Annotated in this window: 8 protein-coding genes; 6 read left to right on the forward strand and 2 right to left on the reverse strand. The window is 63.3% G+C overall.

Translation table 11 applies throughout. The annotated features are described in order from the left end of the window. Positions 1–109: 109 nt before the first annotated feature. Positions 110–4,912: an NAD-glutamate dehydrogenase gene (locus C8348_RS16855; protein ID WP_106754536.1), complete on the reverse strand. Its 4,803-nt coding sequence runs from the start codon at positions 4,910–4,912 to the stop codon at positions 110–112. Positions 4,913–5,001: 89 nt separating this feature from the next. Here C8348_RS16855 and C8348_RS16860 point away from each other — a divergent pair, with 89 nt between their 5' ends. The 3 genes from C8348_RS16860 to leuD all read left to right on the forward strand — a co-directional run bounded on the left by C8348_RS16860 (position 5,002) and on the right by leuD (position 7,298). Continuing rightward, the gene (locus tag C8348_RS16860) at positions 5,002–5,571 is read left to right on the forward strand and encodes a peroxidase-related enzyme (protein WP_106754537.1); all 570 of its coding nucleotides are present in this window, start codon (positions 5,002–5,004) and stop codon (positions 5,569–5,571) included. A gap of 124 nt (positions 5,572–5,695) precedes the next feature. Further along, positions 5,696–6,646: an N-acetyl-gamma-glutamyl-phosphate reductase gene (gene argC / locus C8348_RS16865; RefSeq protein WP_106754538.1), complete on the forward strand. Its 951-nt coding sequence runs from the start codon at positions 5,696–5,698 to the stop codon at positions 6,644–6,646. Between the two features lie 46 nt (positions 6,647–6,692). Next, positions 6,693–7,298: a 3-isopropylmalate dehydratase small subunit gene (gene leuD, locus C8348_RS16870; protein ID WP_106754539.1), complete on the forward strand. Its 606-nt coding sequence runs from the start codon at positions 6,693–6,695 to the stop codon at positions 7,296–7,298. Between the two features lie 87 nt (positions 7,299–7,385). On the opposite strand, the gene acnA is transcribed toward leuD, so the two are convergent. Beyond that, entirely contained in the window at positions 7,386–10,064 is a 2,679-nt protein-coding gene (acnA, locus tag C8348_RS16875) for an aconitate hydratase AcnA (protein ID WP_106754540.1), read from the reverse strand. 473 nt (positions 10,065–10,537) lie between these two features. Here acnA and C8348_RS16880 point away from each other — a divergent pair, with 473 nt between their 5' ends. From C8348_RS16880 to ccmB, 3 genes are all read left to right on the forward strand, one after another. Beyond that, entirely contained in the window at positions 10,538–13,330 is a 2,793-nt protein-coding gene (locus C8348_RS16880) for a bifunctional aconitate hydratase 2/2-methylisocitrate dehydratase (protein WP_106754541.1), read from the forward strand. A 579-nt stretch (positions 13,331–13,909) separates the two neighbouring features. After that, complete coding sequence (ccmA, locus tag C8348_RS16885; RefSeq protein WP_425270831.1) at positions 13,910–14,635, forward strand: heme ABC exporter ATP-binding protein CcmA; 726 nt, start codon at positions 13,910–13,912, stop codon at positions 14,633–14,635. After that, on the forward strand, positions 14,632–15,303 hold the full coding sequence (ccmB, locus tag C8348_RS16890; protein WP_106754543.1) for a heme exporter protein CcmB: 672 nt from the start codon (positions 14,632–14,634) through the stop codon (positions 15,301–15,303). Before ccmA ends, ccmB begins: the two co-directional genes overlap by 4 nt. Positions 15,304–15,394 lie beyond the last annotated feature (91 nt).

Below are 15,394 nucleotides of genomic sequence, written 5' to 3' on the forward strand. Positions count from 1 at the left end.
CCGATTGCAGCTGCGACCGCAAGAGGCGGATGGTCAGGCAAAGCCAGCAAAAACCCCGCCCCCTATGGTGGAGGGGCGGGGCAAGCAGATGCGAACGGGTCAGTCCGGTCTAGCGGGCGACTTCCGCCAGAAGGCTGGCCGCGACGGAGAACTTGGACACGCTGATCGCGCCTTCCAGGATCTCGCCAACGGCGCGGGTCGTGCGCGTCACTTCTGCCTCATGCGCGCCCAGCCAGTTGCTGAAGCCACCGGCTTTTACAGCCGCAGCGGTCAGGTCGCGGTGGGCATTGGCCAGGGTTGCGCGGGCGCGGTCCAGAGCCAGTCCGTCGTAATAGTCGGAGATGGTGAGATCCCGGGCGAGTGCGTCCATGGCGCCGATGCGGAAATGCTGTGCCACTTCGAAGAAGGTCTTGGCCACCGTGTCGAGCGGGGCACCGACCTCTCCGGCGACCAGGACAATGTCTGGAATGGTTGCCTCGACCGGCAGGAAGGCGATGCGCCGGGCCAGCTCTTCCGGGATGCCACGGGCAGCGTAGCTGGCCACGCGGCCGAGCAGCACTTCGGCCTGCGCCGGCGTCACCGCATCAACGAGGCGGCTACCCAACGCTGCGATACCATCGGAGAAGCGCTCGACTACGGCGGCAATGCCATCGCGGAAGGACACATGACGCTTGAACCAGAGCACCTGCTCCAGGAACAGGTCCTGCACCTCGGCATAGAGTTCGAGCTGCAGTTCGCCGTCGATGCGCGCATCCAGCGCATCGATGGCCTCATTCAAGGCGGTCAAACCGAAAGAGTTCCGCACGGCGACAAAGCACCGGGCGATATCCGCCTCGCTGGCACCCGTCTGGTCGGCGATGCGGGTCACGAAGGTCGGCCCGCCCCGGTTGACCATGGAGTTCGCCAACATCGTGGCGATGATCTCACGCCGCAGCCGGTGGCCACGGATTTCATCCGCAAATTCCACATCCATACGGTCGGGGAAGTAGCGGAACAGCTCCAGCGACAGGTAGTCATCATCCGGAACATCGCTGTCCAGCAGCGCGTCATAGAGTGTGATCTTGGCATAGGCGAGCAGCACGCCAAGTTCCGCGCGGCTGAGGCCAAGACCGGCCTTTTCCAGTTCGGAAATCGCCAGGTCGTCAGGCAGGTACTCAACCTGCCGGTCGAGATGCCCGGCCTGCTCCAGCTGGCGCATCATGCGCACCTGATAGCCGAAATCCTCGAGCCCGCGCCGTTCCGTCATGGAGATGGCCAGCGTCTGCAGGTAGTTGTTCCGCAGCACGAGACCGGCCACCTCATCGGTCATTTCGGCCAGGATCACGTTGCGGGCCGGGATATCCAGCTTGCCCGCCTGCACCGCGGCGCCGAAGGCGATCTTGATGTTCACCTCCATGTCGGAGGAGTTCACGCCAGCGCTGTTGTCGATGGCGTCGGAGTTGGAGCGTCCACCCTTGCGGCCGAACTCGATGCGCGCCCGCTGGGTCATGCCGAGGTTTGCGCCCTCGCCGATGACCTTGGCGCGGACATCCTTCGCCGTCACGCGGATTGCGTCGTTGGCGCGGTCGCCGGCATCCGCATCGGTTTCGCTGGAGGCACGGATGTAGGTGCCGATGCCGCCAAACCACAGCAGGTCAACGTCGAGCTTCAGGATCGCGGTCATCACCTCCTGCGGCGTTGCCTTGGCCTTGGCGAGACCGAGCAGCGCCTGAATCTCATCACTGAGCGGGATCGACTTGAGCTGGCGCGAGAACACGCCGCCACCAGAGGAGATCAGTTCGCCGTTGTAGTCCGCCCAGGACGACCGGCCGAGACCGAACAGCCGCTGACGCTCGGCAAAGCTGACGGCTGCATCCGGCGTCGGGTCAAGAAAGATGTCCCGGTGATCGAAAGCTGCGACCAGGCGGATCTCGGTTGACAGCAGCATGCCGTTGCCGAACACGTCGCCCGACATGTCGCCCACACCGGCAACCGTGAAGGGTTCCCGCTGGATATCGCGGTTCATTTCCCGGAAGTGGCGCTTCACCGCTTCCCAGGCACCGCGCGCGGTGATGGCCATCTTCTTGTGGTCATAGCCGGCCGAACCGCCCGAGGCGAAGGCGTCACCAAGCCAGAAGTCGCGGCTCGTCGAGATGCCGTTGGCCGTATCGGAGAAGGTTGCCGTGCCCTTGTCGGCGGCGACCACCAGATAGGGATCATCCTCGTCATGCCGCACCACTTCCAGCGGCGGGATGACATGATCACCCTTGAGATTGTCCGTCACATCGAGCAGCGAGCCGACGAAGATCTTGTAAGCCTCGGTGCCTTCGGCAAACACGGCTTCACGATCCCCGCCCACCGGCAGGCGCTTGGGCACGAAGCCGCCCTTGGAACCGACCGGAACGATCACGGCGTTCTTCACCTGCTGTGCCTTCACCAGGCCCAGCACTTCGGTGCGGAAATCCTGCGGCCGGTCGGACCAGCGGAGGCCGCCACGCGCCACCTTGCCGAACCGCAGATGGATGCCTTCGACGCGCGGGCTGTACACCGAGATTTCGCGGAACGGGCGCGGCTGCGGCAGATCCTCGATGGCGCGGGAGTTGATCTTGAAGGCAAAGGTCGGCTTCGGCTTGCCGTCCTGGCCGAGCTGGAAGAAGTTGGTCCGCAGTGTCGCGTCGATGACATTCTGGAACCGGCGCAGGATGCGGTCATCATCCAGGCTGACAACGGCGTCAAATGCGCTGCTCAGTTCGTCTTCCAGCTTGGCTGTCTTCAGGGTGCGATCGCTGTCCGACAGGGCCGGGTTGAAGCGGATGTGGAACAGCTCGACCAGGTTGGCTGCGATCACCGGGTAATTGTTCAGTGTCGTCCACATGTAGTCTTCGGAATAGCGGATACCGACCTGGCGCAGGTATTTCGACAGAGCCCGCAGCATGGCGATATCGCGCCAGCCGAGCCCGGCATTCAGCACCAGGGCGTTGTAGCCGTCGTTTTCCGCCTGTCCCAGCCAGACCGCCATGAACAGGGCTTCCAACCGGTCCTTGAGATTGGCCGTCAGGTCAAACGCGCCGTTGCGGTTTGCCTCCAGCGTCATCTCGTGCAGGTAGGACATGGACATGTCCGTTGGCGTGATGCGGTAGGTGCGTTCGTTGATGACGCGGAAACCCATGTTTTCCAGCAGCGGCACGCGGGCCGACAGCGGGATCGGGGCTCCGAGATTGTAGACCTTCAGCGACAGCCGCTCGGCCTGGCTGGCCGAGGCCCGGGCGAAGGTGATGGTTGTCTTGCGCTCCTCGGACAGGGTCTCGATCTTGAGCACATCGGCCATCGCCATCTCGGCGGAGTAGACTTCCTTGTAGCCACCATGGAAGGCGAGGGCATAGCGTTCGGACAGGCGATGCGCCGTATCGACGTCAAACTGTTCCTTGAAGGCGTCGCGCAATCCGTCTGGCCAGGTGCGCACGATCGAGGCAACAGCCCGTTCCAGGTCTTCCTGTGCCACCACCGGGGTCTTGCCCTTGTCGCGGCCGATGATGAAATGCACGCGGGCCAGCGGGCCTTCCGGATAGGTCACGTACCAGGCCGACAGGCGGCCGTCGAAGGTATTGGCCAGATAGGTACCGATGTTCAGCCGCACCTCGGTGGTGTAGCGGTCGCGCGGCACGTAGCAGAGGATCGACACATAACGGTCGAACTTCTCGGCGCGGGCCAGCACGCGGATGCGCGGCCGTTCGTCGAGCTGCAGGATCGACATTGAGAAGTCGAACAGGGTTTCCTGGTCGATCTGGAACAGCTCGTCGCGCGGGAAGGTTTCCATGACGTTGGTCAGGGCGCGACCGGAATGGCTGTCCGGATCCAGGCCCGCCTTGGCAAGCACGCTCGCGACCTTGCGGCGCAGGAACGGGATCTTGCCCGTCGGCTCGTTATAGGCAGTGGAGGCAAACAGGCCGACGACCCGCAGTTCGCCGACCATCGTGCCGGTCTCATCGAACAGCTTGGTGCCGATATAATCCATGTAGACGCGGCGATGCACCCGGCTCTTCACATTGGCCTTGGCAATGATCAGCGGATCCGGACGCTTCAGGAATTCCCGGATTTCCGGTGTGATCTGGACGAACTCATTGCCCCGGCGCAGCACGCGCACATCAGGGTCGGCCAGCGTGCCAAGGCCACTGCCATCAATCGGCGTAAGTTCGCCATCCTCAACGCTGCCGTTGAACGTGTATTCGCGCATGCCGAGGAAGATGAAATTGTCGTTTGCCATCCACTCGAGGAAATGGATCGCTTCCCACAGCTCGTCGCGCCCGTTCACCACGGCCGTCTTGTAGGTATTGATCGCGGCGGTCAGCCGCTTGCGCATCGGCTTCCAGTCGGTGACGGCGGCGCGAGCGTCATTCATGATTGTGTTCAGCCGGTCAGCCAGGGCCTTGCGCCCCTCTTCCGTGCCGATGCGTCCGACATGAATGTGAATGAGGCTTTCCTCATTGTCCTCACGGGTGCCGGCCTTCTTGCGGCCTGCGGCCGAGATCAGCCGGCCTTCGGCATCGCGCGCAACCGAGTAGATCGGATGCAGCACCAGATGCACGTCCAGGCGGCTGTCCTGCAGCTCGGCCATGACCGAATCGACCAGGAACGGCATGTTGTCGTTGACCAGCTCGACGACCGTCACCTCGTTGGCCATCTTGCCCTTGGCCTTGAACGAGGGGTTGCTCACTGTCACCCGATGGGTGCCAGGTGTATGGACCGCGAAGTCATCGAAGGCGGCCTTGGCAAAGGCCGCCAGTTCGTCGGCCGTGTAAGCGACAAGATCTTCCGCCGCGCCACGCAGGTAAAGCTCGCCGGCGAAATCCGCCAGTCCCGGCTGCCCGTTTGCAAGTGCCTGCCGCACCTCCGCAATCAGTTCGGCTTTCCGGTGTTCCCTTGCGTGCGGCATCATGTTCCTCCTGGCCCGCGACTCAGTCGCCTGCATGCTAGAATGGCGAAATCGCCTAAAAAATGACGATATCAGGGAGGGATTACAAAATGTCGAACGTACCCGTCATTGCGCTGAAACTTCAGGGGTCGGCTGAAATCAGCGAGACGACGCAGCGGTATTTTGAAAAATGTCAGGAGAAGCTCGGTCTTGTTCCGAATGTTCTGATTGCCTATGCCTTCGATGATACGAAATTGCGCGCCTTCACCGACATGTACAATGACCTGATGCTCGGTGCCTCGGCCCTCAGCAAGCTTGAGCGCGAGATGATTGCAGTTGTGGTGTCATCCGTGAACCGCTGCTTCTATTGCCTGACGGCCCATGGCGCCGCCGTGCGTCAGCTCTCCGGCGATCCGAAGCTGGGCGAGATGATGGTCATGAACTACCGCGCCGCCGACCTGCCGCCGCGCCAGAAGGCCATGCTGGACTTCGCACACAAACTGACCGAGCGCCCGGCCGAGATCGAGGAGCATGACCGCCAGGCACTGCGCGACGTCGGCTTCAGCGACCGCGACATCTGGGACATCGCATCGGTCACCGCCTTCTTCAACATGTCGAACCGGGTTGCGGCTGCCACCGACATGCGGCCGAATGATGAGTATCACTCAATGGCCCGTTGAGTTTCTGCCCGGACTGAAGGGATGCGCGTGCCGTGACAGGGTGGCCGTTTGCGTGTAAAACCCGGCACGTTGCGATGCGCGTATCGCAGGTTCGACATTCGACATGAGGGAAAGGAACAGGCCCATGGTGGCGCGGGTATTCATTGATGGTGAGGCTGGAACGACGGGTCTGCAGATCCGCGAGCGCCTTGCTGAACGCCGCGACATCGAGCTTCTCTCCATTTCCCAGGAGCGCCGCAAGGACCTCTCCGCCCGCGCCGAACTGCTCAACGCCGCCGATGTGGCCATTCTCTGCCTGCCCGACGAGGCAGCCAAGGAAAGCGTGTCGCTGATCACCAACGACACCACCGCCGTCATCGACGCATCGACTGCCTACCGCGTGGCCGAAGGCTGGACCTATGGCTTTGCCGAAATGGACAAGTCACAGTCCGCGGCCATCGCGGCCTCCAAGCGCGTGTCCAACCCGGGCTGCTGGCCGCAGGGCGTGATCGCGGCGCTTCGGCCGTTGATTGCAGGCGGACTTGTTCCTGCCGACTTCCCCGTCGCCGTCAATGGCATCTCCGGCTATTCCGGCGGTGGCAAGTCGATGATCGAGGACTACGAGGCAAAGGGCGATGCGGCCAACGTGTTCCTGCCCTATGGCCTTGCCTTCAATCACAAGCACCTGCCGGAAATGCAGTGCTACAGCGGCCTGTCCTCTGCGCCGCTGTTCGTGCCTTCCGTCGGCAACTACTACAAGGGCATGATCACCAGCGTGCCGCTGAACCTCGCCCTCCTGCCGAAGATTCCGTCCGGCGCAGAGATCCACGCCGCCATCGCCGATCATTTCGCCGCACAGACAGACGGCTTTGTCGAGGTCGCCCCGTTGTCCCCGCTCGACCGTGCGTCGGAGCTGAACCCGCAGGCGCTGAACGGCACCAATGCGATGCGGCTCTATGTCTTCGCCAATGATGCGCGCGCCCAGGCCGCAATCATTGCCGTCTATGACAACCTCGGCAAGGGCGCCTCGGGTGCCGCCGTGCAGAACCTCAACATCCTGCTGGGCGTCGCCCCGGCAACAAGCCTCGCCGCCTGACGGCGGGGCCACAAGAACAAAAGACCAGAGACCTTGGAGTAACGCCTTGCAGAAGTTCACCACGCTCACGGGTGTCGCGGCACCGCTGCCGATCATCAACATCGACACCGACATGATCATCCCGAAGCAGTATCTGAAGACGATCAAGCGCACCGGCCTCGGCACCGCGCTGTTCTCCGAGATGCGCTACAACGAGGATGGCTCGGACAATGGCGACTTCATCCTGAACAAGCCGGCCTACAAGGGTGCATCGATCCTCGTCGCCGGCGACAACTTCGGCTGCGGCTCCTCGCGTGAGCATGCCCCGTGGGCACTGCTCGATTTCGGCATCCGCTGCGTGATCTCCACGTCCTTCGCCGACATTTTCTACAACAACTGCTTCAAGAACGGCATCCTGCCGGTTGTCGTCAGCAAGGAAGAGCACGACAAGCTGCTCGACGACGCCTCGCGCGGCGCGAACTCGACCCTGACCGTTGACCTGGAAACCCAGGAAATCAAGGGCCCGGACGGTGGCGTGATCCGCTTCGAGATCGACCCGTTCCGCAAGCACTGCCTGATGAACGGCCTCGACGACATTGGCCTCACCATGGAAAAGGCCGCCTCGATCGACAGCTTCGAAGCCAAGGCCGCCCAATCCCGCCCCTGGGCCTGACCACGACTGTTGCTCCGGCAAGCCCGCAGACTGTGAAAGAGGCCGCTCCATACGGAGCGGCCTTTGTTGTTGTTGCCCGGCTTGCGCTCAGCTGCGGACGAGGTTGCGCAGGACGTAGTGCAGGATGCCGCCGGCGCGGATGTACTCCAGCTCGTCCAGCGTATCGACCCGGCAGAGGCATTCGATGACGAAGGACGTGCCATCGGCGCGGGTGACGTCGACGGCCATCATCTGGCGCGGCGTGATGTCGGCGATGCCCCTGATGGTCACGCGCTCCGTGCCGGTGATGCCGTGCGACTGCCAGCTCTCGCCCTCCTTGAAGGTCAGCGGGATGACGCCCATGCCGACAAGGTTGGAGCGGTGGATGCGCTCGAAGGACTGGGCGATGACCGCGCGGACACCAAGAAGGTTGGTGCCCTTGGCCGCCCAGTCGCGCGAGGAGCCGGTGCCATATTCCTTGCCGGCGAAGATCACAAGCGGCGTGCCCTCGGCCTGGTATTCCATGCAGGCGTCATAGATCCACTTCTGCTGGCCGTCCTTCATGGTGACGCCGCCTTCGACGCCCGGCACCATCTGGTTCTTGATGCGGATGTTGGCGAAGGTGCCGCGCATCATGACTTCATGGTTGCCGCGGCGGGCGCCGTAGCTGTTGAAGTCGGCCACCGCCACCTGATGTTCGGCCAGGTACTTGCCGGCCGGGCTGCTCGCCTTGATGTTTCCGGCCGGCGAGATGTGGTCGGTGGTGATCGAATCGAGGAACAGGCCCATGACGGCTGCATTCTCGATGTCGGTCAGCGGCTTGGGCTCCATGGTCATGCCCTCGAAATAGGGCGGATTGGCCACGTAGGTGGAGGAGACCGGCCACTTGTAGGTCATGCCGCCTTCGACCTTGATCGCCTGCCAGTGGGCATCACCCTTGAACACGTCCGAATAGCGGGCGCGGAACATGTCATCGGTGATCGAGGTCCGGATCAGCTGGGTGATCTCCTCGGTCGTTGGCCAGATGTCCTTCAGATAGACCGGGTTGCCGTCCTGGTCCGTACCTAGCGGATCGGTGGCGACGTTGATGGTCATGCTGCCGGCAATGGCATAGGCCACCACCAGCGGCGGCGAGGCCAGGTAGTTGGCGCGCACGTCCGGGTTCACGCGGCCCTCGAAGTTGCGGTTGCCGGAGAGAACGGCAGCGACGACGAGGTCATTGTCGGAGACGGCCTTAGACAGTTCCGGCGCCAGCGGTCCCGAGTTGCCGATACATGTGGTGCAGCCATAGCCGGCGAGGTTGAAGCCGAGCGCATCGAGATCCTCCTGCAGGCCGGCCTTGGCGAGGTAATCCGTCACCACCTGCGAGCCCGGTGCCAGCGAGGTCTTGACCCAGGGCTTCACGGTGAGGCCCTTGCGGCGGGCGTTGCGCGCGACCAGCCCCGCGCCGATCAGCACGCTCGGGTTGGAGGTGTTGGTGCAGGAGGTGATGGCGGCGATGACGACGTCGCCATGGCCAAGGTCATGCGTCCGGCCCTCGACGGCGACGCGCCGGCCCATTTCCTCGGCCTTCTTGAACTCGTCCGCCATGGTCTTGGCAAAACCGGCGGCAACAGCATCCAGATTGACCCGGTCCTGCGGCCGTTTCGGACCGGAGAGCGCCGGGACGACGGTGGAGATGTCCAGTTCCAGCGTATCGGTGAATACCGGCTCCGGCGTCGAGGCGTCACGGAACATGCCCTGCGCCTTCGCATAGGCTTCAACCAGGGCGACGCGCAGCGGGTCACGGCCGGTCGCCTTCAGATAGCCAAGCGTCTCACGGTCCACGGGGAAGAAGCCGCAGGTCGCGCCGTATTCCGGCGCCATGTTGGCGATGGTGGCCGCGTCTTCGAGGCTGAGATTGTCGAGGCCGGGACCGAAGAATTCCACGAACTTGCCGACCACGCCCTTCTTGCGCAGCATCTCGGTCACGCGCAGCACCAGGTCCGTGGCGGTGATGCCCTCGTTCAGCTTGCCCGTGAGCTTGAAGCCGACGACTTCCGGAATGAGCATGGAGATGGGCTGGCCAAGCATGGCGGCTTCCGCCTCGATCCCGCCGACGCCCCAGCCAAGAACGGCGAGGCCGTTGACCATCGTGGTGTGCGAATCGGTGCCGACGAGCGTGTCGGGATAGGCGACGGTTTCGCCGCCCTCGTCCTTGGTCCAGACGGTCTGGGCCAGGTATTCCAAATTGACCTGATGGCAGATGCCGGTGCCGGGCGGAACGGCGCGGAAATTGTCGAAGGCGGACTGGCCCCAGCGCAGGAACTCATAGCGCTCGCCGTTGCGCTGGTATTCCAGCTCGACGTTGCGTGTGAAGGCGTCACGCGTGCCGAAATAGTCGATCATCACCGAGTGGTCGATGACGAGATCGACGGGCACCAGCGGGTTCACCTTCTTCGGGTCGCCGCCGAGCTTCACGGCCGCATCGCGCATGGCAGCGAGATCCACAACGGCCGGAACGCCGGTGAAGTCCTGCATCAGGACGCGGGCCGGACGATAGGAAATCTCGTGCTCCGACGTGCGGGTCTTCAGCCATTCGGCACAGGCCAGAATGTCTTGCCTTTTCACCGTCCGGCCGTCTTCGAAGCGCAGCAGGTTTTCCAGCACCACCTTGAGCGAGGCTGGCAGGCGCGAGACGCCGGCAAGGCCGTTCTTCTCGGCCTCGGGGATCGAGAAATAAGTGTAGGTCTTGCCATTGACCTCAAGGGTCTTCTTGCACTTGAAGCTGTCGAGGGACTGGGTCACGACGTGCGCTCTCCTCTCAAGTCCGGAACAGGATCGGGAGTGAGCCTGCCCGGCGAACAAAGATCTCTGGTTCCCCGGTCCTTGCCGGGTTGATCTGGCCTCTTGTCGGGCCTTGCGCGCTTTTGCGCTGCGGACATATCTGGGCGCATCTTGCGCGCGCAACAAGGTGAATGCCACCCTGTCCCTATAGCGAATTTCCGCTGGAGCGGCCAGCAGCTGGCATTTGACTGCGCCGCCCAGCCCTGCCGGGACGACGCACCCATGTCATGCTTTTTTCAGATATTTAGGGCTGAATTTTTCTGAACAAACCCGATTCCTTCAGAAGGAGTGCAATCAGGCGACATCGGCGGCAAACGGTCGAAACGATATTGCATACGATTGTATACGGCCTTAAAATCGCACCAACACTACCTGCCCCGGCTGGCTCGCCAACGAGGGCAGATCCCAACAATAATCAAAACTCCAGGACCATCATGAGCTTGTACAACGACTACCTGAAAGAGATCGAAGCGCGGAAGACCCAGGGCCTGCATCCCAAGCCCATCGAGGACGCCGCGCTGCTCAGCGAAGTGATCGGCCACATCAAGGATCTCGGCAGCGAGCACCGCGCCGATTGCCTCAAGTTCTTCATCTACAACACCATTCCCGGCACCACGACCGCGGCTGGTGAGAAGGCGGAGTTCCTGAAGCAGATCATCCTCGGCAGCGAAAAGGTCGCCGAAATCTCCCGCGCCTTCGCCTTCGAGCTGCTGTCGCACATGAAGGGCGGCCCGTCGATCAAGGTGCTGCTGGATCTGGCGCTGGGTGACGATGCCTCGATCGCCCGCGACGCGGCCGAAGTGCTGAAGACGCAGGTCTTCCTCTATGCCGCCGATACTGATCGTCTGAAGGTCGCTTTCGAGGCCGGTAACCCGATCGTCCGCGACATTCTGGAGAGCTACGCCAAGGCCGAATTCTTCACCAAGCTTCCGGAAGTCGAGGACGAGATCAAGGTCGTGACCTATATCGCCGCTGAGGGCGATATCTCCACCGACCTCCTGTCGCCGGGCAACCAGGCGCATTCCCGCTCTGACCGCGAGCTGCACGGCAAGTGCATGATGACCGAGGCAGCGCAGGCTGAAATCCGCGCCCTGCAGGCGCAGCACCCCGACAAGCGCGTCATGATGATCGCCGAAAAGGGCACGATGGGCGTCGGCTCCTCGCGCATGTCCGGCGTCAACAACGTGGCGCTGTGGACCGGCAAGCAGGCCAGCCCCTATGTTCCCTTCGTCAACATCGCTCCGGTCGTCGCCGGCACCAACGGCATTTCGCCGATCTTCCTGACCACGGTCGACGTGACCGGCGGCATCGGCATTGACCTGAAGAACTGGGTCAAGAAGCTGGACGAGAACGGCAATCCGATCATCGACAACGCCGGCAACCCGATCCTGGTGCAGAAGTACTCGGTCGACACCGGCACCGTGCTGAAGATCAACACCAAGACGAAGAAGCTGCTGAGCGAAGACGGCAGCGAAGAGCTGGCCGATGTCGCCGCCTCGTTCCGTCCGCAGAAGGTCGAATCGATGCGCGCTGGCGGCTCATACGCCATCGTCTTCGGCAAGAAGCTGCAGACCTTTGCCGCCCAGACCCTCGGCATCGAGGCACCGGTCGTGTTCTCCCCGGCGAAGGAAGTCTCGCATGCGGGCCAGGGCCTGACGGCTGTCGAGAAGATCTTCAACCGCAATGCCGTCGGCGTTGCGCCGGGCAAGGTGCTGCATGCCGGCTCCGACGTGCGCGTGCGCGTCAACATCGTCGGTTCGCAGGACACCACCGGCCTGATGACAGCGCAGGAGCTGGAAGCGATGGCCGCCACGGTCATCTCCCCGCTGGTGGATGGTGCCTATCAGTCCGGCTGCCACACCGCATCGGTCTGGGATCTGAAGGCGCAGGCCAACATCCCGAAATTGATGAGCTTCATGCACAAGTTCGGCCTGATCACCGCGCGTGACCCGAAGGGTGCCTATCACTCCATGACGGACGTGATCCACAAGGTGCTCAACGACATCACCGTGGATGACTGGGACATCATCATCGGCGGCGATTCGCACACCCGCATGTCCAAGGGCGTGGCCTTTGGTGCCGACTCCGGCACCGTGGCCCTGGCCCTGGCGACCGGCGAGGCGACCATGCCGATCCCGGATTCGGTCAAGGTGGTGTTCAAGGGCACCATGAAGGACCATGTCGACTTCCGCGACGTGGTTCACGCCACCCAGGCCCAGATGCTGAAGCAGTTCGGCGACAACGTCTTCCAGGGCCGCGTCATCGAAGTGCACATCGGCACGCTGCTGGCCGACCAAGCCTTCACCTTCACCGACTGGTCCGCCGAGATGAAGGCCAAGGCCTCCATCTGCATCTCCGATGACGCGACCCTGGTCGGCTCGCTGGAGCTGGCCAAGTCGCGCATCCAGGTGATGATCGACAAGGGCATGGACAACGACGCGAAGGTGCTTCAGGGCCTGATCGACAAGGCCGACAAGCGCATCGCCGAGATCCGCTCCGGCGAAAAGCCGGCCCTGGCTCCGGACGAGAATGCCAAGTACTTCGCCGAAGTCGTTGTCGACCTCGACCAGATCGATGAGCCGATGATCGCCGACCCGGACGTCAACAACCCGGATGTGTCCAAGCGCTACACCCACGACACGATCCGTCCGGTGTCCTACTACGGTGGCGAGAAGAAGGTCGATCTCGGCTTCGTCGGCTCCTGCATGGTGCACAAGGGCGACATGAAGATCGTCGCGCAGATGCTGAAGAACCTCGAGAAGGCCAATGGCAAGGTCGAGTTCAAGGCTCCGCTCGTCGTGGCCGCGCCGACTTACAACATCATCGATGAGCTGAAGGCCGAAGGCGACTGGGACGTGCTGCAGAAGTACTCCGGCTTCGAGTTCGACGACAACGCGCCGAAGAACAAGGCCCGCACCGAATACGAGAACATCCTGTATCTCGAGCGTCCGGGCTGCAATCTCTGCATGGGCAACCAGGAAAAGGCCGAGAAGGGTGACACCGTTCTGGCCACCTCGACCCGCCTGTTCCAGGGCCGCGTCGTCGAAGACACCGCCGAGAAGAAGGGCGAGTCGCTGCTCGCCTCGACCCCGGTCGTCGTGCTGTCCGCCGTGCTGGGCCGCACCCCGAGCATCGACGAGTACAAGGCGGCCGTGGAAGGAATCGACCTGACCAAGTTCTCTCCGCCGCTTGAAAAGATGGCGACGGCCCGGTCGATCCAGTTCTGACCGGACTGACAGTCTGATCCTGACTGCGGCCGCCCACCCGGGCGGCCGCAAGTGTTTTGGGGATGCATATGGCTGGTTTTCGGCTCTGCTTCTCAGCTCCCCTCCCCCTGGTGGGGAGGGGACGGGGGTGGGGGGACAACCTCTCCCGCCGCCCTCCTGCCGATGGTACTGCTCCGTACCAAGAGACGAGAACATAAGATCGCTTTGGTGCAGAGCCCCCCACCCCTTACCCCTCCCCACCAAGGGGAGGGGGGCGGCGACGCCTTGTTCAAGAAACGGACAGCAGCTTGCCTGACTGGCCAGGGGCTTAAAGGCAGCTGAACGAGGCCGCAGTCCCCTCTCCCCCTTGAGGGGGAGATGTCTGCGCCAGCAGACAGAGGGGGGTGTCAGCGTTTCAACGCAACGCCACCTTTGTAACTTGGGAAAGGCTCATACCCCCCTCTGCCCCCTGCCGGGGGCATCTCCCCCTCAAGGGGGGAGAGGAGTTAGGGCCGGACAGATGATCCAGCGCAAATGCAGCCTGCGAAACAATGGGCGATGAACTCGGGCCGCCCCTCCCCTCTACGCAATACTCGCTGCTTGCCATCGTCCGGAGCCCACCCTAACAAGGATGGAACCAACCAGCGGAGCGCTCCCCTGAAGCTGATCGCCGAACATCTTGCCGTCGACCGGGGCGGACGACGGGTTTTTGCCGGGCTGGGCTTTACCCTGACCGCAGGCCATGCGCTGGTGATCACGGGAGCCAATGGCGTTGGCAAGTCGACGCTGCTGCGCACTTTGGCAGGGCTTGTCCCGGCGGGCGAAGGCCGTCTGACGCTGGAGGGCGGTGAGCCCGAGCGCAGTGTTGCCGAGCATGCCCACTATTTCGGCCATGACAGCGCGGTCAAACGCGCGCTGACCGTGCTGGAAAACCTCGAATTCTTGCGCGAGTTCACCGCTCCGGCACGGCCTCAGGGCTTTGCGGGCAAGGCGCTGGCCTCACGCGAGATCCTGGACCGCCTCGGGATCGGCCACACGGTGAACCTTCCGGCCGCCTATCTCTCCGCCGGACAGACACGGCGGCTGGCGCTGGCCCGGCTGTTCGTCTCGCCGCGCCCGATCTGGCTGATGGATGAGCCGACGTCAGCGCTCGACACGGCGTCGGAAGCGCAGTTGCTCGGCTTCATGAACGGACACCTTGCCGAAGGCGGGCTGATCATCACCGCCACGCATTCAAGGCTGGCGCTGTCTCCCGCAGCGGCGTTGCACCTTTCGGCCGCAGTGGCCCCGGATGCACATGAGGACACAGAGGAGGAACCGGCATGAGTGGCTGGTTTTCGGCCCTCGTCGCCCGTGAACTGAGGCTGGCGCTTCGGGTCGGCGGCGGCGCCCTCATCGGGGTCCTGTTCTTCCTCGCGGTGGTCACTGTCGTGCCGTTCGGCATGGGGCCGGATCTCAATCTCCTGTCCCGCGTCGGCCCGGCGATCCTGTGGATCGGCGCCTTGCTGTCGACGCTCCTGGGTCTCGACCGGCTGTTCCAGGCAGACCGGGACGACGGCTCGCTCGATCTTGTCCTGATGGCCGGGCGGCCGATGGAACTCATCGTGCTGGCCAAGTGCCTTGCCCACTGGGTGGCGACCGGCGTGCCGCTGGTGCTGGCCGCTCCCGTGCTCGCCGTGTTCCTGAACCTTGAACCTGTGGCCATCGGCGCCGTGACGCTGACGCTTCTCGTCGGCACGCCGGCGCTGACGCTGATCGGCGCGATCGGTGCCGCCCTGACCGTGTCGCTGCGGCGCGGCGGGTTGCTGCTGGCCGTCCTCGTCGTGCCTCTGGCCATTCCGGTGCTGATTTTCGGGGTGAGCGCGGCCGATGCCGCTGTCAGCGAGCCGATGCCGTTCCTGACGCCGTTCCTGATCCTTTGCGCCCTCAGCCTGATTTCCGCTGTGGTGGGACCGGTTGCCGCAGCCGCCGCACTGCGTTTTTCCGCCGATTGACGAAGGCTTGCGATTGATTCAGGACAAGGCGCGCCTACATCGCCTGCGCAATGAAGTGACGCTTGCGCCAATGGACGCAAGCTGGCTTCCG

The sequence above is a fragment of the Pannonibacter carbonis genome (genome assembly GCF_003012935.1).
In the GTDB taxonomy this organism is placed as follows: domain Bacteria; phylum Pseudomonadota; class Alphaproteobacteria; order Rhizobiales; family Stappiaceae; genus Pannonibacter; species Pannonibacter carbonis.

What these genes read in the sequence shown, in the direction of transcription:
- C8348_RS16855 (WP_106754536.1), bottom strand. Translation starts at nt 4,912, where the DNA reads ATGCCGCACGCAAGGGAACACCGGAAAGCCGAACTGATTGCGGAGGTG.
- argC (WP_106754538.1), top strand. Translation starts at nt 5,696, where the DNA reads ATGGTGGCGCGGGTATTCATTGATGGTGAGGCTGGAACGACGGGTCTG.
- ccmB (WP_106754543.1), top strand. Translation starts at nt 14,632, where the DNA reads ATGAGTGGCTGGTTTTCGGCCCTCGTCGCCCGTGAACTGAGGCTGGCG.
- C8348_RS16860 (WP_106754537.1), top strand. Translation starts at nt 5,002, where the DNA reads ATGTCGAACGTACCCGTCATTGCGCTGAAACTTCAGGGGTCGGCTGAA.
- C8348_RS16880 (WP_106754541.1), top strand. Translation starts at nt 10,538, where the DNA reads ATGAGCTTGTACAACGACTACCTGAAAGAGATCGAAGCGCGGAAGACC.